The sequence below is a fragment of the Atopobacter sp. AH10 genome (genome assembly GCF_003664595.1).
Lineage (GTDB): Bacteria > Bacillota > Bacilli > Lactobacillales > Aerococcaceae > Atopobacter.
The window spans coordinates 63,132-83,478 of record NZ_QXPZ01000036.1 but is presented as its reverse complement, the minus strand read 5'-3'; the positions used below and the strand labels follow the sequence as shown (position 1 = coordinate 83,478).

Here is a 20,347-nt window from a genome sequence, read left to right as displayed (position 1 = left end):
CATTCTTAATTTATTTAGCCTTACCTTCAGCTTTTTCTTGAGATGCTTTGATGGCTTCTAAGTCAACATTAAGATTGAGATATTTTTTAGGAACTTTTACTTTGTCCATTCCTAAGAAACCTTTCCCATAAACATAAGTGTCTTGAGCCAACAAGACATGATTTTCTCTGACGTCTCCTGTAGAACGATCCATATAATTAGATGCCATCCAGTTGGATCCTTCAGTACGTTTACCAATCGTTTGAATCAATTGGTCCTTATTCAACAATTCTGATCGGCCATTTAACACTTCAATCAAGTGATCAACAGAGCCTAAAGTCGTCGAATAGCCTAAAGAGTAAGCCCAAGTCCCCATACGTTTAGCGCCACCTTTAGCGATAACTGCTTTTTCAACTGCCGCATTAATAGCTTTCCAATCTCCAGACATATTTTTGATATTAACTGAAAAGGCTTTTGGATAACCCATGATTGGAGATGGTAAATCTTGTTCTACAAAAATCGCCCCACCAGCTGCAACACCGCGTAATAGAGGTTCTGTATGCGCATCATTTGTACAGTAGAAAGCTGTGTCTTTACCATACTTATCAATCCATGATTGTACATTTTCAGCAATGTATTGTTGAGCTCCTGGAACACCAATATCACCAATTGGGTCAGGTGCATTAAGAGAAATAAATTCCATCCCTAAATCTTTACAAGCTTCTTCCATAATAGCTCGGCGTAAAGCCAACAATTCGATGGACATATGTCTTGGGAAGGTAATATGCGCAAATTTTTTCGCACCCATTTCTTTAGCTGCCTTAACAATACGATAACCTCTAGAAACATTGTCCGCATCGATAGCTAAATCCGCTGCATTTTCTACCATCATGGTATCCTCTTGACCCATCACATTGACTAAAATGATATCTGGTCGTTTTTCACGGATTTGATTAAAGGCTGCTACAGTTCCAGGTACCGATTGGTTGACAATAACAGCTTTCATTAAAGGATCATCTGCCATAGCCACAATTTTTGAAATGGTGGTTTCTTGTTCTGCTTCATACTTATCAGGATAGGTATCATGTTTAATCATACCGCCTTTATTAGCATCGCCATAAAGTTCAATGGCTTTTTCAGCTGCACGAAATTCATCCTCACCTTGGGATACCGTCCCTGTCACGATACCGATATGGAATTTTTCTCCTTTTTTAAGGGCTTTGAATTTTGCTTTTACCTTATCGTTCACTTCTGTAGAAGCTTCTTTCCCCTTCGTTTTCACAGAATCGTCTACACGTTGGCAACCTACACACAAGAGCAGTGCGCATAAGACTGTTACGTAAGCGAGCAGTTTTTTTAATGTAGCCACCATTCTAACACTCCTTTAATCTTTTTTTAATAATTAATGGCATTCTAGCATAGTTTTACTTTTTAGGTCAACTCTTTTTGTCGATTTTTTTGTTTTTTACTCATTTCATTTTCATTTTTCACTATTTTAACAAGTGATCGTCCCCTTACGGTAACTTATCTTTAATGGATATATACTTAGTTGTTGTTGAAAAATACAGACGATTGTCTGCATATGAAATATAAAACACAAAAATGACCGAGTCTTTCGGATAAGAGTTGCCTTCATCGGATAATTGTAGCGGGACCACTGGGAGCCTTGGTCTCCCAGCTAGTCATTCTCATACTTGCTGTAAGCCTTTCGGCACAGCAAGTAATTCGCTTGACTTCCTTTGACGCTACTTCCGATGAAGGACTCTTTCCTTCAGATCGGTCAGACTGAGTTCTCTATTCATAAGTGCTTATATTCACCAACAACTAAGTATATATATAAAGGCACATCTAAATCCTCTATAAAGTCACTACAACAGGACGGAATTTAGATATGCCTTGTAACACCAACAATAAACAATTATTAGAATTGACCACTACCAAATTCATTTTCCATCAATTACTATTTCAAAAAGATATGCTCTCTTCCATCAAACTAAACTCTTTATAAGAGTATAATTAATAAAATTCTACTCAGAAACTATAAAATATCCTTTAAAAATGTTTTCTTGTCATCCGGAGCCATGATTGTAGTAATTTCAACACCAATATTTAATAATGTTTCAAACGCCTCTCTCTCTTCTTTGGTTACACTAATATTTGCACGTAGAGAACTTGTATTAGTACGATGTGACATATTTCCTACATTAATTTGTTTCATCTCTAATCCATTTTCAATAAAAGGTAACAAATCAACTGGAGATTTTACAATCAATAAAACATTCTGTCCTTCATATTTTTTGCTTTTTATATTAGCAATTGCCCTTTCTTTTGTAAGAATAGAAGAAGAAACACCTGCTGGGACAGCCAATCTTAGCATTTGCTTTTGAATGTCATTTTTTGCCACATCATCATTTGCAACCATTATCCGATTAATTCCTAGTTTATTTGTCCACATAGTAGCAACTTGTCCATGAATTAGTCGATCATCAATACGTATATTATTTATTCCCTTCATTTCCATATAATATTACCCCTAATCTATTTCAAACATCCTGCAGCGGATAATACAACAGATAGCACCATCACACCTAATATTAAATATATTGGTTTTATATTCTTTTTCAAAGCGAAATATACCCCCGCAACTAACATAGCCGGCAATAACCCAGGCATAATTTGGTCTAAGATTTTTTGACCGCTCATTGTAAAACTCCCTTGTTTAAAACTCAAAGCTATGTTCGCTTTAACAACAGATGGTATTAGCGCTCCCACTACCATTAACCCCAGTATTGACGTTGATTCTGTTAGCTGTTTTAAACTTTTTTCAATAGTTGCTATCAATTTTGTTCCAGATGTATACCCTAAATCAAATAATGGAATACTTAACATTTTCAAAAATACACTTACAGCTATCCACAAAAAAATACCTATGGGGCTCCCGTCAATGGCCATATTAGCAGCTATAGCTCCAAATATAGTCCAAGGTATTACCACAAATAAACTATCACCTAATCCAGCTACCGGCCCCATCAGTCCAGTTTTAATTGAGGTTACTGCTTCTTCAACATTATTATCCCCATCTTCCTCCATAGCAACATTTATACCTAATATATATGGAGCAACCCAAGGATTCGTATTGAAAAATTGTAGATGGTTAAGTACTTCACTTTGTAATTTTTTCGGTTTATTTTTATAGGTTTCTTTAAGAAAAGGTAAAACCGCATAACAGTAGGCCAAAGCCTGCATTTTTTCGTAATTAGATGATACGGAACTTGTGAAAAACCATCTCCACAAAACCCTTTTATTTACCTTTTTTTGATTATTCATCTTCATCTACACTCCCCACAGAATTGTATAGTATATTATTATGACCTGTACTTTGAATATTATTTTTATACACAATCAACGCAATCGCAGCACCCAATATAGCTACTCCTAATAAGGGTATTTTTAAATAAACTACCATAACAAAACCAATTACAAGATAACTAAAATACTCTTTAACAGGAAGATACCTAAGCAATAAACCTATACCAACAGCTGGCAATAATCCACCCGCAACTGTTAGCCCATTTGTTAACCAACCAGGTGTAGTAGATAAAATTTTGTTAATCAGTGATGGACCAAAAATTACTGCCAACGCCACTGGTATTCCTGTTGTAGCTGCAGTTAAAAACACTCCAAACATCTGCATTTTGGTAATCATGCTATAATCACCTTTTTTAGCTCCAACTTCTGCTTGATGTACCATCCAAATTCCAAGAGTATTTCTGATAACATCTAATTGAACCATTAATAAAGCAACTGGAATGCCAATAGATATTCCTACAGAAGACTTTTGCCCAGTAGTAATAGTGATAAAAGTTGCTACAATACTGGCAGTTTGATAATCAGGTATTGAAGCTCCTCCAAAATTACTAATACCTAAAGAAAGTAACTGGAGAGTCCCACCAATAAATAACCCAGTTTTAACATCACCTAAAATTAAACCTGTTACAAAGCCTGCTGTTACAGGTTGATATGTTCCAAACATTGTTGAATTCTTTTCAAGATTGATAAAAAAACCATATAGAATAACTAAAAACAGCTGAAGAGCATTCGTTTCCATTAAAATTCCTCCTTGATAACTGCAAATAAGTCCGCAAATTCTTCTTTCTGGCTAGCTTTAATAAATACAGGAATTTGATTAATGTTTGCTTGAATAATTATTTTTTCCCCTCCTTCATACTCTTTTTCTCTCCATACATCTATCCACTTATCTCCTTTAGGTAAATAAACTGGTCGACTTGTTTCTTGATAATACTCAATTGGTGCAATCAACAATGCATCTCCAAGTAAATATGTATCCTCTATATCCCATGCATCTGGATCATTTGAATATTCATAGAATAACGTTCTCATTACAGGATCTCCAAATTGATGAGCCTCATTCATAAGTTTGCTGATATACGGTTTCAATACTTCTCTTATTTTTACATACTTTACTAGTAGTTCTTCAACTTTTTCTCCATAAGACCAAATCTCATTCGGTGCACCTGTAACCATGGAGCCTCCACCATGATTCGAAAGAGGTTTACTATGAGGAAGACGATCTCCATGCATTCTTAGTATTGGTGAAAATGTCGCATATTGGAACCATCTAATTAGTAATTCTCGAAACTCTGGATCTTTAGGATTCCCACCATGAAATCCCCCTATATCTGTTGTCCACCAAGGTAAACCAGCCAATCCAACATTAAGTCCTGTATTAATTTGATTTCGAAAAGCTTCAAAACTTGAATCAATATCACCAGACCATAGCAATGCACCATATCGCTGTGCTCCAGCCCAACTTCCTCTAACAAGCGTCACTACAGATTGGTGATCCTTTAACCCCTCGTAAACCATAGTTAAATATCCAATTGGATATAAGTTTCCGCAATATAGATCCGATCCTTTTTTATATCTGTAGTTATCAAAATCATAAACTGAATACCCTGGTTCTGCAACATCTAACCATAGATATCTTGCACCTATATCTACATAATTTTTCTTAATAAGACTCCAAACGTAATTCCTAGCTTCAGAATTTGTCATATCAATAAACATCGTGTTCCCCTGAATTTGCATAGTTACAGGAACACCCCGATTAACTTTAACTAAATATCCATTTTCAAAATAATCTTCATAATTTTTAGCATCCGTTTGTACCGTAGGCCATATAGAAATCAACGGCTCTACACAATAATTATTTTTTAAACGACTTATCAATGTTTGTGGATTGGGCCAATATTCTTCGTCAAATCGATACTCACCTTGTTTGGGCCAATGAAAATAATCAATTGCTATAGTTGATAATTGTATACCTCGTCTTTTATACTCATTGACAACATCAACAACTTCTTTTGCCGTTCGATAACGTAGCTTACTTTGCCAAAGCCCCAACAATTTATCGGGCATTTGGGGGACCTTACCTGTCATATTTGCGTAATTTCTTAATATTTCTTTAGGTTCGTCTCCAGAAATAACAACATAGTCTATATAATCACTTGAATACATTTTCCATCTAGTTATATTTTTAGCAAACGATACTTCTCCTATTCCTGGGTTATTCCACAAAAATCCATATCCCATACTAGAAATATAAAATGGAATCGATGCTTGAGAATTTCTTTGTGCTAATTCTAATATAGTGTTTTTCAAATCCAAAAATTGCTGTTGATATTGTCCCATTCCAAAAATTTTTTCTTTCGGTTCTGATTCAAACCTAGTGATTACTTGAAAATTACCACATAGATTAGAACGATACTCTCTAGACTTTAACTTCAATGTTGAATTAAAATCTTTTGTAATATCAACTGTCCCTACATCTTCACTTCCGTCATCATGTTTGACTGCTCTTAATCTTATGTACTCCTTTAAAAGCACTTGATCGTTATTATTATAAAAAGTTAAACGATTACGATGATCTAGCACAACTTTTATCTTTCCATTAATTAATTCTATCCCATCCATATTTTTATTAATTACTACCTTTTCCGAAGAAATAGGTTCATCTAACAAGGCATTAAAGCGATCTACATATTTCATATCTACAAACGATCGTATCCTAATCGCATTATCTCCCCAAGCTTGCACAAGTAATAATTCATCGTTAAACGCTTTACTAAACGATCTATCCATAATATCGATCATTTTTTCACCATCTTTTCATTTACTAATCATTTGATATTTTCCTTTAATTTCTAAAGCTCACATTGATGTGAGTTTAATCTTTATTTGTTTGTACGTTAAACTAATTAGTTAAAAAAATAAAAACATTCTACATTTTCCTACAACTTGATTTTTTTTAGTTTGCACGTTAAACTAATTGTGATTTGAATATACAACAAGCTACTGTAAAAGTCAACTGTACACACTTTCATTGTCGGATTTAACATACAGTACAAATAAACAAGCGAGGTGTTTATATGATTTCTAGTAAATATACTATCAGAGAGCAAAATGAATCTATTATTCTAAATGAAATCATTACACACAAAGAGATATCACGTGCTACTTTGAGCAAAATGTCTTCCCTAAATAAAGCATCCGTTTCATCTATCGTTAAAAAATTAATAAAAGACCATCTAGTAGTTGAAACCCGTATTGGGGAAGCTACGAACAGAGGTAGAAAACCTATATTGTTAACCTTTAATGGTAAGGAATCTGGGTTAGCTATTGCGATCGACGTCGGATTTGAATATATAGACGGTTTACTTACAACTTTAGATGGTACAGAAATCAGGAGATTTCAACTTATAGATACGTACGCTAACAAGTACAATATCCAAAAATTAATTCATCAGGTTGTTGAGAAATTAACTTTAAAATTACCTCCTACATTTCATGGCATAGTAGGAATGACCATTGCTTTACAGGGGCAAATTTTAAATAACAAAATTATCAGTACTACATACAGTAATCTTGAAGAGGTAGACTTAGAAACATTATTAAACGCTGAATATTCCTATCCCGTCTATATTGAAAATGAAGCAAATTTATCTGCTCTGGGTGAGTATACATTTTCTTCTGACCTAAATAATTTAGTATCAATTAGTCTCCATAGCGGAATAGGTGTGGGTATTGTAAAAGACGGAAAATTAGATGTTGGCAATAAAGGATACGCTGGTCGATTAGGTCATACGATTTTAATTCCAAATGGTAGAGTATGTTCCTGCGGAAATAAGGGTTGTTTAGAAATGTATTGTTCTACAAATATAATTTATAGAGAAATAGCTGAAGCAAAACACCTGAATAAAATTAATTCAGATATTGTTTTACATTTATATAATTCTAATGATTCAAAAGTTATAAATATGATACATGAATATTCTTATTATCTCTCAATAGCAGTTAACAACACAATCATGTTATATGCTCCCGATATAGTTGTATTCAACAGCCCTTTAACAAAAAAAATTCCTGACATAATTACTACAATTCAATCTCACTTAAAAAATAAATACACTAATGGTATACCAGTTATTAGTAGCTCTATTAAATGGAATCCTGTTCTAAGCGGAGCTATTTCTCTGTCAATTCAGAAATTTTTAAACATCGAAAAATTGAAATTAAGTTCATCTTAATAATTTTACATGTTTCTTGTCTTTTATATTTTTTATTTATCAATATTACGTATGTAAAAGACTTCGCTATTCCTGGACGAAGTCTTTTACATAAAAACTTTCTTTTTATTCACTAATACTACACAACTAACATGTATTAAATTTTATTGTATCCTACATAACCTGTAATAATCGCATAATTATTGAAAAAATAATAACTAACATAATAACTCTTGTTGAATTGAATGCTTTTTTACCTAAAAGCCAATAGACTATAGCAACTATAATAGCTGGAATAAGCATTGGCATAATTTGATCTAAAGTATCTTGAACATTTAATTTAACCTTACCTGAAGTAAATACCCAAGTAATTTTTGCGTTTATTACCGATGGAATCATTGCTCCTATTACTGTCACTCCCAGCAATGTAGCTGAATGTGTGAGTGCTTTCATTCTTCCAGACATAGTATCCACTAACTTTAGTCCTTGTTTATAGCCGATCCCTACCGAATAATATCTAAATACTAATAATCCTAAATTAACAATAATCCATAGAATTAATCCTATACTATTCCCTTTTAAGGCCATATAAGATGCTACAGATCCGAATACTGTTGGAAATAGCACACCAAATATAGTATCTCCAACACCCGCAAAAGAACCCATCAAACCAGTTTTTAAACTAGTAATAGCTTCTTTAGCTTTCAATCCTTCTACTTCTTCAGTTGCCATATCCATCCCCAGGATAAACCCACCCATATGAGGTGTAGTATTAAAAAATTGGCTATGAGTATCAACCATTTCATAATATTCTTCTGATTTATCTCCATAATTTTCTTTTAAAAATGGCAAAATAGAGTAAAGATATCCACCACCCATCATTCTTTCATAGTTCCAAGAAAGCTGACTTCCAATAATCCATCTTTTACTTACTTTAGAAAGTATTTTATCATTAATTTTCGTACTCATCATTAAGCAGCCCCTTCCCCATGGAACTTTCCGATTCAGATATATAACTGGTATTTTCTGATGACTTAATTGCTTGTTGAAAAGCATAAAGAGCGCAAGCTAATCCTAATAATGCAACCCCAAAAACAGACATCTTAAGATAGGCAACAGCAAGAAATCCAATTATCAAAAAAGTTAAATAATTCTTTGCTGGCAAATAGCGTAATAAGATAGCGATACCTACAGCTGGTAAAATTCCTCCTGCAACAGATAATCCACCAGTTAACCAACTAGGAATAGTATGTGAAATCAAATCAACAACTCTTTGTCCAAAGCAAAATACAATGAAAATAGGTAAAGCACGAGATAATCCCCAATTCAATATACCTAAATAATGGTAACGAGAAATTAAATACTCCTTTTTTTCTTTGATAGCATTATCTATTTGTCTTTGTAAGAATACATTTCCAAAACGAGCCAAAATATCCAATTGTATCATCAGTAAGGCTACTGGGACTGCTAAACCAATACCAAATTCAATTCCTTTTCCGCTAGATACTGCAAATGCAGTTCCAACAATAGACGCTGTCATATAATCAGGAACACTAGCTCCTCCATACGCTTGTATTCCCAATCCCATTAATTGTAAAGTAGCACCAACAGCCAAACCAGTTTTTAAGTCCCCCATAACAATCCCTGTAATGGTACCCATCATTAATGCTTGATTAGCTAAAACACAAGTACTCAAATTCTCAACAATTGCAAATCCTCCTAGTAAAGATAGCACAATAATTTGCCATATTTGAATTTCCATCGTCCTCACCTACTTTTATTTATAGTTTAAAAACTTCTTTTCATCCATGGGAACCATTTGAACCGTCACCCTAAATCCAGACTTTTCTAAGGATAATAGTTTATCTATAGCATCTTGAGGTAAAAATAGCGACTTATTTATAGAAACAGTATTGTCTTTAGGACTTGCATTACCCAAATTAATCTCTTGTATCGGTGCTCCGCATTCTAAAAGTTTAAACAGAGTGTCTATATTTTTTAAAATCACCAATACTTTTTGACCACTATATACTTTTTCTTTTATTCTTTTCGCTGCATTTTTAACAGTAAGAATACTTAATTTAACTCCTGAAGGAACAGCTGATTTTAACGATGATTTCGCCACTTCATTCTTTACGATATCATCATCTATAACCATAATTCTATTTACTTTCAAATATCCTACCCAAAGTGTGGCAATTTGACCATGTATAAGTCTTTCATCTAATCTAACATGAGTGATACCGAATGCTTCTTTTATATCCCCTTCACTACTTATCTCTGTTTCTTGACAATCACTTCTTCTGTCAACTGTTGATTGAAGAGATTTCTCTCCCTCGATTACTCCTTTATTAACAATTATTGCCAAATCTGTTTCACCACTCAATACAGCACTGTAACATTGTAAAACAGTAGGGAGATTTATCCCAGAAATAATTTCAATGGGTAAATCAACAGTTTCTTTAAATTGTTCTATTTGGTTATATGGTGTCCCCCCTTTAATATCTGTCAAAAAAACTATCTTACTATTTTCTTCAAACGATTTTGTTAAAACTTCTACTTTCCTTCGAAAGTCTTCAGGTGACTCATCCGGATAAAATACCAAATAGTGAAGATTTTTCGTTGATCCGAAAATCATTTGAATGCTATCTTTCATTCCCTCAGCAAATCTTCCATGAGAAGCTAAAACTAAATGGATAACTGAATGCATTTTGGCTCATCCTCCTATTTATTTTTTAACGTCAGTTCAATCACAGTTACATATGAGTTTGGCTGATGAATAGGTAAATTCAACATGACCATAGTAGGATCCAACGACTCTTTCACATGAACTTCTGTTATTTCTTTATATAAATTTGTATTGCTTGGTCTATCATCTGTGAGACCTTTCGTATCTACAAATCTAATTTCTGAGCCATCATCTAGCAATCTAGCAAAACTAATTTTACCTCCTAACTCAGGTAATAAAATAGTTCTATATGGCCAGCTAAAAACATGTAAATATAATTTATTACCTTTTTGAGTATAACGACAATCTACAGGAGCCTTATATTTCGAAGGGGACGTTCCATAGATAGATATGCCATTAATTTTTAACCATTCCCCTACTTCATTCAAGATCGAAACTGATCTTTTATCCCATTTTCCTCTACCATCAGGCCCTATATTTATAACAAAATTACCACCCTTTGAAACGCTATCCACTAATTGTTTTATAACTAATTCTGAGGATTTAAAATTATAATTATCTCGATCATAACCCCAGCTATTGTTTAATGTTTGAACAGTTTCCCAAAGATCATCTTCATTATCCATACCTTTACTTCTAGCAAATTGTTCTGGTGTTTGGACACCTCGATTAAGCCCTAATCTGTCATTTAACAATATATTTGGTTGTAGTTTATAAATGAGTTTTTCCAGTTCTTCACTTCCCCAATCATCTGGCCCTTTGCCAACTAACTTTCCCCATTTTCTCGATTCATACGAAAAGTCAAACCACAAGTAATCTATTTTCCCATATTGAGTTAATAACTCTTCAACTTGATGTCTTATAAATTGCCTATAAGTATCCATATTACCTGGGTATTTTTCTATATATTTAGAATTATTTCTCATAGGATGATATCCATCAACTAAAAAGTCTTTTCGATGCCAATCTAACAAGGAATAATACAATCCTATATGTATACCAGCATTTCTAAACTCATCAATCAATTCTCTTAATAAATCTTTTTTATACGGCGTATTAGTGATATTATATTCTGAATATTTAGTATCCCATAAAGAAAATCCATCATGGTGTCGACAAGTAATAATGACATATTTAAATCCCATTTCTTTTGCCTTATTTGCCCATTCTTTTGGATTTAACAAATCGGGATTGAAATAATCCTTATACTGAGCATAAATTTCTGTAGGAATCTCTTCCAAAGTTTGAACCCATTCATGCCGAGCTGCAATTGAATACAATCCAAAATGTATAAAAAGTCCATATTTTCCAATTTTAAACCATTCATTTTTTTTATTCATCTCTATATCTCCAATCATTCTCTTTATTCCATGGTATCGTTTACACTTTAGTAATGCTATACTTGAAAAGTAAATTGAAGATAGTTCATCTTATTCTTCAGAAATTATCCAAACGCTAATAAGCTTAATAAAATCAACAACACATCTTTACTAAAGGAGAATATATATTCTATGACAACAATGCCCCGTAAGGAACAATTACTTGATTTGTTAAGAAGTAAAAAGAAGCTCTCAAATGACTCAATGCAACAGTTCCTATATTGTTCACCTGCTACACTAAGGAGAGTATTAATAGAATTAGAAACAGAAGGGCTCATACGCCGCTTTCGTGGGGGAGCTATGATTGAAATTGGATCGAATCAAGAAGTCCTTCCTCAATACAGAGATCATGTATTAATCGAAGAAAAAAAACATATCGCTGAAATAGCTAGTAACTTTATTGGAAGAGGAATGTGTCTATTCATGGATGCTTCTAGTACAACAAAAGCAATGGTGCCTTTTATTCATAATATTCCCAACTTGGTTATTGTAACAAACGGTTTAGGTCTCGCTCATGAACTTATAAATAAAACATCTTATTCAAGTAAAATATATCTAGTTGGAGGTGAACTTATTAGAGATGCTGAGAGCATAGTTAAGGAATTCAGTTTACCTTATCTTCATCAATTTAATTTTGATTTATGTCTTTTTTCAACCACAGGATTTGATACGCACGCAATATATGAAGCAAACTACTATCAAGCTAAATTTAAGCGTCATCTTATTCACTTAGCCAAAAAATCGATTTATTTATCTGATCACACAAAATATAGTCACCAACACCCTTTTATTGTTACCTCAATGAATAAAATAGATGTAATAATCTCTGATAAAAAAAATGACGAATTGGAAAAAGCATCTTTATCTTTAGATATTGAATTTCTTTATTAATATTGACTCTTTCTTTTTATACAACCTACATTCCATAGATTTTGAACTTTTAAGCCAAAAAATACCTCCAAAGTAGATTGAGGTTATTAGCCTGTCTACTTTGGAGGTATCCATTCCTTCCAGTGGTATTTTCAGTTTTTTCTTTTCCATCTCTAGTGATGATTGACTAGGTGAAAAGCTTTCCTATCAGGATAATAGTTTATTGGTGGTGAAGGAAATAATGTAGGGCGCCTAATCTGCCAGCTGAATTGCCTAATTTAGCCTGACAAATTTTTTCTGGCATAAAGAAAGGACTTTCTAAATTTTGTTCCAAATATTCTTCGATCAAGGGAATTAAAACTTCTCCTCTTTCCATAATTCCTCCACCTAAGACAATATAGCGTGGATTCAAGAGGTATACAATCGCCAACAAACCATCTGCTAAATTTTTCGTCAGCCATTCAATAGCTTTTTTAGCTAAATGATCTCCTTGATCATAAGCCTTAAAAATATCTCTACCATTAGCTTCTTTTGTCCCACTTATTTTTTTATAGTAACTGCAAAGTGCTGTAGTAGAGGCTATATCTTGAAATCTATGACCATTAACAGGTAAATAGCCTACTTCACCTGCACTAAACTGGTGTCCCATAACCAGTTCACCATTAACTAATATCGCTCCGCCAACACCTGTTCCAATCGTTAAGCACACAAAATTCCCCATTGGTTCATAATTTCCAAAGGCAAACTCCCCACAAGCTGCTGCATTCACATCATTCAAAACCTTGCAAGGTATATCAAATTTCTTTTCAATCGTTTCTGTAAAGTTCGTTTTTGCATATTGTGGGATAGTATAGCCGGAATAAATGACTTTTCCTTTTTCAGAATCAATCACTCCTGCACTGGATATAGCTACACCGTCAAGTTTTCTCCCAGATTGCTTTAAATGTTCCATCTTTTCATCAATCATATGAATGATGCTATCGAGTATCTTATTACTGCCTTTTTTAAGGTCAACCGGTGTCTTATATTCGACTTTCATTCCTTGACTTTGACCTAATTCGTTATAAATATCCGCTTTAATCGTCGTTCCACCTATATCTACCGCTAAAATATGCATTATCTTACCCTCTTCCTTTATGCCTTTCCTTCCCTCAAAATATAAAAGTTTTATTTTTCTAAGGCTTTTAATGTCGAAGTGAATATACGTTCTTTTTCCGATCTGTTCTGATCTAAGAAATAAGCATAGAAAATATCAGTCATAATTAAAATAGGGAATTGTGGGGAAATAATATTTCCTTGACTTAAAGTGGATTTGACCGCAATTAATAAAATTTCATCGCAAAACTCCATAAAACTCAAATCATTGTTAGCTGTTAATAAAAGAGTGCTTGCCTTTTTTAAATGAGCCATTTCCAAAGATTGAATCACTGCCTTTGTTTTTCCCGATACACTAATGCCTATAAGCAAAGTATCCTCATCTAACAAGGCGTTATTCATCCTCATCATGTCAGAATCCGTTATTGCTTCACAAATTAAACCTAAACGCATAAAACGGAATTTCATTTCTTCTGCGACTAAGCCGGAGCTCCCTTTGCCATAAATATAGACACGTTTTGCCTTCACAAATAATTGGATGATCCGATTCATCTGCTCTTCATCAACTAACTGATAAGTTTTATAAAGCAATTCACTATAATCATCCAAAACCCGCTTTGTTAATTCTTGACTCAGCGTATTTTTGTGATGGGTAGATTCTTTATAATCAAAAATAAATTCTCGATATCCTGCATAGCCACATTTTTTGGAAAAACGTGTTAGTGAAGCATTGGATACATGGAGACTATTCGCCACCCGCTCAGCAGAAAAATCTTCCCCTTGGCAACGATCTTTAATGAAAAAATCTGCAATTAATCGTTCTACTGGCGTAAAATTTTCGTACAATGACTCAATCAAAGGAACCAAGGATCCATCTGTCATATTATCCCCCTCAATCCACTTGAAAATTTACTGGGACTAGTACTAGCCCCAGTAGTCCCTACTCATATTTTACTTTAAATACAGCTTTCTTGATAGGATAAGAACGATCCAATTTAATGCCCGTTTTGTGCATGTCTTCTCTATCGAAAACAAGTATCTGACCAGGTTCTATAGCAAGCCTATTTTGAGCTTCACCTTCCCCTTTTTGCCAATCGTCAGCTGCTATATATTCTTTTAGCTCCATGTCCTCTATAAAGGAATGATGGATACCTTCCCGACCCGAAATTGGAACATGTACATCCAAATATTCTTTATGACTTTCCCACATCCTATTTTCTGGATCTGTTGAATCATATGAGAGGACATTATAATAAAATCCATCTTCTATCTCATGAGGTCCAGGCTGATCTTGAGATAAATCATGCTTTCTAATGTAGTCAACCACTCTTTTCACGTCTTCTCTATGGAGGCTTTCTAAATGATTTAAACGATATAATTCCATTATTTTCTCACCAACCAATCTGAATTTGATTTGATTTCTTTAATATCATAAACTGTCGTAAATTTTGGTGCTTCACTTCTTTCATCTTTAAAGAGATGAGAAATTAAATAACCTGAAACTAAAGAGACACACAAGGAAATGATCGTATAAGCCCAAATACTAACTGCTTCTGCTGGCAAACCATATTTAATGTAGACCATCACAATGCTGGAGGTAATCAAAGCTCCATAGGCTCCATATTTATTTGCCTTTTTCGTAAATATTCCCAAGAAGAATATTCCACCCAGTACACCTAAAACTAAACCAACAAAACCATTAAACCATTCATAAGCTGATTTAATATCTGATTTTGCTAAGATAATGGAAGCCACGATTGAGAAAATCCCAACAGCTAATGATAGAAAGCGAGCTATAGATGTCCGTTTTGCATCATCCAAATCCTTAGAAATGAGATCTTGAATATCAAGCGTCCAAGAAGTTGCTACTGAATTCAAACCTGTTGATAAAGTCGATTGACTCGCCGCATAAATAGCAGCCAATAAAAGCCCAGTGATCCCAACAGGTAAACGGTAGGCAATAAAATAGGTAAACACTTGGTCTTGAGCAATACTAGCTCCTGGATCCGTTGGGTTTTGAATTTGGTAAAGCGCATACAATCCTGTCCCAATTAAATAGAATACGGTTGCAATAAAGATGGACAAAGCTCCGTTTGTAAACATCATTTTATTTAACTTCTTGATATCTTGAGTCGTCGTAAAACGTTGCACGATATCTTGACTAGAAATATAGGAAGATAATGTATTTAGTCCACCACCTACTATTAGTAAGAAAACGGATGTCTTTAAAAGATTAGGGTTAAATAGAGGTTCATTTGCAGCTAAAAATTTACCTGTTCCCATATAATGGAAAATTGTTCCGATCCCTCCATCGAGATCATGTACCAAAAAGATTAGCGAAACGCTTACACCAATAAGCAAAACAGTCCCTTGAATAAAGTCTGTCCAAAGTACAGATTTTATTCCTCCTGTATAGGAGTAGATAATGGCAACAACACCCATTAAAACAATCAAGACATTTACATTGATTCCAGTTAAAATTGCTAAGGCAGCAGAAGGTAAGTACATAATGATGGACATACGACCAATTTGATAAATAATGAACAAAGCAGCGCCGATTGCTCGTAAAGATTTGGAATTAAACCGCCTTTCTAGATAGTCATAGGCTGTATCAATATCCATACGTGCATAGATAGGTAAAAAGAATCGAATAGCAATTGGTATAGCAATGATCATACCAAGTTGAGCAAACCACAAAATCCAGCTTCCCTTAAAAGAATTTCCAGCTAAAGACATAAAGGAAATCGGACTCAATAAAGTAGCAAATATAGAAACAGAGGTGACATACCAAGGGATAGATCCATCACCCTTAAAAAAATTCCTTCCCCTTCATATCTTTTTTAGAGAAGAACAAACCTGCAAGAAGTACTGCCAACAAATAAATAATCAATATGGCAAAGTCTATTTTGGTAAAGCCTTGACTACTCATACTATCTCTCCCTTCATGAAAGCTTACCTCTTAGAGGTAAGCTTTAAAGATACGTTCCGCTTCGATCCGTTGAGCTTCCGTCATTGATGCCATTGGTTTTCTACTCAAAAATTCACCATGATCGCATCCTTGAAGTTGTAGGATACGTTTTAAGGTAGGATAAAGGCCATTAGCCAAAACAGCTTCAATAAGATCGTTACTATCATTTTGTAATTGTCTCGCTTTATCTAGATCCGAATGAGCAACTGCCTCTAAAATACCTTTTGCTCGAAGACCATTCACGTTATAAGTAGAACCAATCGCCCCATCCACTTGATAAATAGCTGCTGGGAAAAGCATTTCATCAAAACCAGAATAAATCTTTACATCAGGGAATTTTTTGCGAAGGCGTTCTAATAGGAAGAAATCAGCTGCTGTGAATTTCACCCCGATAATATGCTTCAATTCGAATAATTCCTTAAATTCATTCAATCCCATGCTAATGCCTGTTAAGACTGGAATAGAATAGACAATCAAGTCATTATCAACAGCATCTGTAATATCTTTATAGTATTGTTTCACTTCTTCAAAGCTAAACTTGTAATAGAAAGGTGTTACAGCAGAAATTGCATCATAATCTAAATCTGTTGCATATTGACCTAATTCAATGGCTTCATAAACATTAGGCCCACCAATTTGCGCAATTAATTTCACATCATCTTTAGCTTCATCTTTAACAATATCAAAAATTTCTTTCTTTGTTTCTTTACCTAACATAAAGTTTTCGCCAGTCGATCCCCCGACATAAAGCCCATCGACTTTCATACGATCTATATTATGCCTTACTATTTGACGCAAACCTTTTTCGTTCACTGATCCGTCTTCATTGAATGGTACCAATAATGCTGAAATAATCCCCTTAATATCTTTTCCTGTAGCTTTAGTCATGTTCATAACCTCCTAATTTTGATGAATAGCTTCTACAAATGTTTTAGTAATCAATTGTGGTCTAGTAATAGCTGATCCAACAACAACACTATATACTCCAAGTTCTAAGACACGCTTTACTTTTTCTGGTGTATTAATATTCCCTTCAGCAATAATTGGATGTTTTACTATAGTAAGCGCTTTTTTAATCAATTCAAAATCATTAGCTTCTATCTTTATTCCCTTACTTTGTTTGGTGTAGCCCACTAAAGTTGTCCCAATAAAGTCGAATCCTAATGCATCAGCTTTCTCCATCTCTTCTAGAGTTGAACAATCTGCCATTAATAATTGATCTGGATACTTTTCACGAATTTTTTTGTAAAAGTCTTCTAACAGCTCACCATTTGGTCGAGTAGATTCTGTCGCATCTACAGCAATGATTTCTGGATGAACTTCCATTAATTCATCCACTTCTTTCATCGTTGCCGTGATAAAAGCATCCACACCTTCATAATTACGCTTAATAATTCCAATTAAGGGTAAATCAACAATTTTTTTTATTTCACGAATATCTTCTACTGAATTAGCTCTTAGTCCCTTTGCTCCCCCTTCTCGTGCAGCTACTGCCATTCTTGACATAATGTACGAACTATGCAAAGGCTCATCTGGTAAAGCTTGGCAAGAAACAATTAACTCGCCTTTGATTTGTCCTATCATGCTACCCCTCTTTTCTTCTTTTCTTCACGCTTATAAAATACCTCTATTTGAAAAGGGTTTCAAGCGAATAAACATTTTTGATTTTACTTTCACATTTTTAAGCAATTTAAAGAGATTCCCCAATAGAAGACCGATCATTATCGCCTTTATTTTTTTAATTCAAGTAAATAAGGAAAGTACTTTTAGTTTTCCTTATCATTTAGCTTCCTATTTTTAGTTTGCTTCCTATCCATGCTCTCTATATTTGACTTTTTATTGTCTTCAAGCTCCTGCTTCTACTTCTACTTTCTTTCTAGCTCATAGCAGACCTTTTAATGAAAGAAATAGCCATCAAAAAATAATCCACAAGTCTAAAGCGACGACCAAAAAACTGTGGATAATTTTTTACTCATCCATGAGACCTTATAGACTTATCCGCAAGTGATTCCCACTCTATCCCCACTTCAACAAGTCTGTAATAAATTTCTCCCAATAGCTTGTGGATAATGGGGATAGAGCTATGAAAACAAACCATATCAAGCTTTTTCAGCTTATATTTTAACAAAAAGCCTGTGAGCAAAAAGAGGTTATCCACAAGTACTTATCTTATTATCCACAATCAGTGGAAAACTTTTTCTCACTTGAAAGTAATTCAAATATCCTTATTAACAACTGTGGAAAACTATTCTGAATTTTGCTACAATTGAGTTTGCGCCATTCTATACAAAAGGAGGGACATTATGGATCAAATGGACGAACTTTGGGACCATATAAAATCGACCCTACAAAAACGCCTCACAGAAGTTTCCTACGCCACTTGGATTGGGGATACTAAGCCCCTAAAACTTACTTCCACCAAGTTCTACATCAAAGTTCCAACTCCTGTTCATAAAAATTATTGGAGCAAAACCTTACTCCCTATAGTGGTTGAATCCTGCTATATGGTTCTTCATCGGGATATAGAACCTATCATCGTTGAAAATGACGAGATGCCAGAAGAAGTTAAAAGTAAACCCACTAACACTATCGTTCAACGTAATAATTCTCAATTGAATCCACGCTATACTTTTGAAAATTTCGTCATTGGGAAGGGAAATCAGTTTGCCCACGCTGCCGCCTTGGTCTGTGCCGAAAATGAAGGAAATATTTACAATCCACTCTTCTTTTACGGTGGAGTTGGCTTAGGTAAAACCCATCTTATGCAGGCGATAGGGAACTATATGATCCAACTAAAACCAAACTCTCGTGTCAAATACGTTACCAGTGAAACCTTTACAAATGACTTGGTTCGATCGATTCGTACCAATAGCACTGAAGCTTTTCGTGAAGAATATAGGAATTTGGACCTCTTAATGGTAGACGATGTCCAATTTTTCGCTGACAAAGAATCCACGCAAGAAGAATTCTTCCACACCTTTAATTTTCTATTTAATAATGAGCATCAAATCGTCCTCACCAGTGATCGAATTCCTGAAGAAATCAATAATCTAGAAGAACGTCTTGTTTCTCGATTTAAATCAGGCCTAGCAGTAGATATTACCCCTCCTGATTTTGAAACACGTATCGCCATTCTTTCGAAAAAAGCTGATAATATGGGGCTAGATATATCAGATGATGTCCTCTACTATATCAGTGGACAAATTGATTCCAACGTTCGTGAACTTGAAGGGTCATTGACTCGAATTCAAGCTTATGCCACAACTATTGGCCAAGATATTACCGTTGATTTAGCTGCTGAAGCTTTAAAAACCCTTTTACCAAATCAAAAGCAACGTGAATTGAGTATTTTAGATATACAAGAAACAGTTGCAAAGTTCTATCACGTTAGTGTTCAAGATCTGAAAGGCAAAAAAAGACACAAAACAATCGTTACCCCTCGACAAATCTCTATGTATTTAGCAAGAGAAATGACCAACCAATCTCTACCAAAGATTGGAAACGAATTTGGTGGAAAAGATCACTCAACTGTTTTGTATGCTTATGACAAAATTAAACAAGAGTTGGAAGAAGGTAATCGAGAGCTAGTGGATGACGTTGAACGACTCATCAAACAGCTAAAAGAAAAATAGTTATTAACATGTGGATAAGTTGACGACTTATGCCAAGCTTTATCCAAAAGTTATCCACATGTGAAAACTTGCAAAATCAGCTTATTGGAGTAAATCTTCACATTATTAACAGGTCCTACTACTAGTACTATTTATTTATATCTATTTCT

17 protein-coding genes and 1 pseudogene are annotated in these 20,347 nt (G+C 34.2%); 3 read left to right on the top strand and 15 right to left on the bottom strand.

The genetic code is table 11. The features are described from left to right. Positions 1-10: 10 nt before the first annotated feature. The 5 genes from D3H64_RS07865 to D3H64_RS07845 form a co-directional block, all read right to left on the bottom strand. Positions 11-1,351, bottom strand: coding sequence for a DUF3798 domain-containing protein (locus D3H64_RS07865; protein ID WP_121565699.1), 1,341 nt, complete (start codon positions 1,349-1,351; stop codon positions 11-13). A 666-nt stretch (positions 1,352-2,017) separates the two neighbouring features. Then, positions 2,018-2,500: a PTS sugar transporter subunit IIB gene (locus D3H64_RS07860; RefSeq protein ID WP_121565698.1), complete on the bottom strand. Its 483-nt coding sequence runs from the start codon at positions 2,498-2,500 to the stop codon at positions 2,018-2,020. A gap of 17 nt (positions 2,501-2,517) precedes the next feature. Then, complete coding sequence (locus D3H64_RS07855; protein ID WP_121565697.1) at positions 2,518-3,312, bottom strand: PTS system mannose/fructose/sorbose family transporter subunit IID; 795 nt, start codon at positions 3,310-3,312, stop codon at positions 2,518-2,520. Further along, positions 3,299-4,087 carry a PTS sugar transporter subunit IIC gene (locus tag D3H64_RS07850; protein ID WP_121565696.1) on the bottom strand — a complete coding sequence of 263 codons (789 nt, stop codon included), beginning with the start codon at positions 4,085-4,087 and terminating at the stop codon, positions 3,299-3,301. The genes D3H64_RS07855 and D3H64_RS07850 overlap by 14 nt, the downstream gene beginning before the upstream one ends. Beyond that, complete coding sequence (locus tag D3H64_RS07845; protein ID WP_121565695.1) at positions 4,087-6,153, bottom strand: TIM-barrel domain-containing protein; 2,067 nt, start codon at positions 6,151-6,153, stop codon at positions 4,087-4,089. Before D3H64_RS07845 ends, D3H64_RS07850 begins: the two co-directional genes overlap by 1 nt. A gap of 275 nt (positions 6,154-6,428) precedes the next feature. Between D3H64_RS07845 and D3H64_RS07840 the strand changes: the two genes are divergently transcribed. Beyond that, positions 6,429-7,586: an ROK family transcriptional regulator gene (locus D3H64_RS07840; RefSeq protein ID WP_121565694.1), complete on the top strand. Its 1,158-nt coding sequence runs from the start codon at positions 6,429-6,431 to the stop codon at positions 7,584-7,586. 153 nt (positions 7,587-7,739) lie between these two features. On the opposite strand, the gene D3H64_RS07835 is transcribed toward D3H64_RS07840, so the two are convergent. From D3H64_RS07835 to D3H64_RS07820, 4 genes are read right to left on the bottom strand one after another with little or no spacing between them, the layout of a single operon-like run. Further along, entirely contained in the window at positions 7,740-8,537 is a 798-nt protein-coding gene (locus D3H64_RS07835) for a PTS system mannose/fructose/sorbose family transporter subunit IID (RefSeq protein WP_233554921.1), read from the bottom strand. Beyond that, a complete protein-coding gene (locus tag D3H64_RS07830) occupies positions 8,518-9,327 on the bottom strand; it encodes a PTS sugar transporter subunit IIC (RefSeq protein WP_121565693.1) in 810 nt (269 codons plus the stop codon). The genes D3H64_RS07835 and D3H64_RS07830 overlap by 20 nt, the downstream gene beginning before the upstream one ends. 15 nt (positions 9,328-9,342) lie before the next feature. Then, positions 9,343-10,275 carry a PTS mannose/fructose/sorbose transporter subunit IIAB gene (locus D3H64_RS07825; RefSeq protein WP_121565692.1) on the bottom strand — a complete coding sequence of 311 codons (933 nt, stop codon included), beginning with the start codon at positions 10,273-10,275 and terminating at the stop codon, positions 9,343-9,345. Positions 10,276-10,289: 14 nt separating this feature from the next. Further along, positions 10,290-11,594: an alpha-L-fucosidase gene (locus D3H64_RS07820; protein WP_233554920.1), complete on the bottom strand. Its 1,305-nt coding sequence runs from the start codon at positions 11,592-11,594 to the stop codon at positions 10,290-10,292. Between the two features lie 171 nt (positions 11,595-11,765). On the opposite strand from D3H64_RS07820, the gene D3H64_RS07815 reads away from it, so the two are divergent. Beyond that, the gene (locus D3H64_RS07815) at positions 11,766-12,524 is read left to right on the top strand and encodes a DeoR/GlpR family DNA-binding transcription regulator (RefSeq protein ID WP_121565691.1); all 759 of its coding nucleotides are present in this window, start codon (positions 11,766-11,768) and stop codon (positions 12,522-12,524) included. Between the two features lie 199 nt (positions 12,525-12,723). Here D3H64_RS07815 and D3H64_RS07810 read toward each other — a convergent pair whose 3' ends face one another. The 6 genes and pseudogenes from D3H64_RS07810 to D3H64_RS07785 form a co-directional block, all read right to left on the bottom strand. Then, positions 12,724-13,620 (bottom strand): ROK family protein, encoded by an 897-nt coding sequence (locus D3H64_RS07810; protein ID WP_121565690.1) that lies wholly within the window; start codon positions 13,618-13,620, stop codon positions 12,724-12,726. A 50-nt stretch (positions 13,621-13,670) separates the two neighbouring features. Continuing rightward, positions 13,671-14,480, bottom strand: coding sequence for a MurR/RpiR family transcriptional regulator (locus tag D3H64_RS07805; RefSeq protein WP_121565689.1), 810 nt, complete (start codon positions 14,478-14,480; stop codon positions 13,671-13,673). 58 nt (positions 14,481-14,538) lie between these two features. Continuing rightward, positions 14,539-14,982: a YhcH/YjgK/YiaL family protein gene (locus D3H64_RS07800; RefSeq protein WP_121565688.1), complete on the bottom strand. Its 444-nt coding sequence runs from the start codon at positions 14,980-14,982 to the stop codon at positions 14,539-14,541. After that, positions 14,982-16,527, bottom strand: a pseudogene (locus D3H64_RS07795) (sodium:solute symporter). The gene D3H64_RS07800 and the pseudogene D3H64_RS07795 overlap by 1 nt, the downstream one beginning before the upstream one ends. A 30-nt stretch (positions 16,528-16,557) precedes the next feature. Then, positions 16,558-17,454: an N-acetylneuraminate lyase gene (locus D3H64_RS07790; RefSeq protein WP_121565687.1), complete on the bottom strand. Its 897-nt coding sequence runs from the start codon at positions 17,452-17,454 to the stop codon at positions 16,558-16,560. A 12-nt stretch (positions 17,455-17,466) separates the two neighbouring features. After that, entirely contained in the window at positions 17,467-18,150 is a 684-nt protein-coding gene (locus D3H64_RS07785; protein ID WP_121565686.1) for an N-acetylmannosamine-6-phosphate 2-epimerase, read from the bottom strand. 719 nt (positions 18,151-18,869) lie between these two features. Between D3H64_RS07785 and dnaA the strand changes: the two genes are divergently transcribed. Then, entirely contained in the window at positions 18,870-20,198 is a 1,329-nt protein-coding gene (gene dnaA, locus D3H64_RS07780) for a chromosomal replication initiator protein DnaA (protein ID WP_121565685.1), read from the top strand. Positions 20,199-20,347 lie beyond the last annotated feature (149 nt).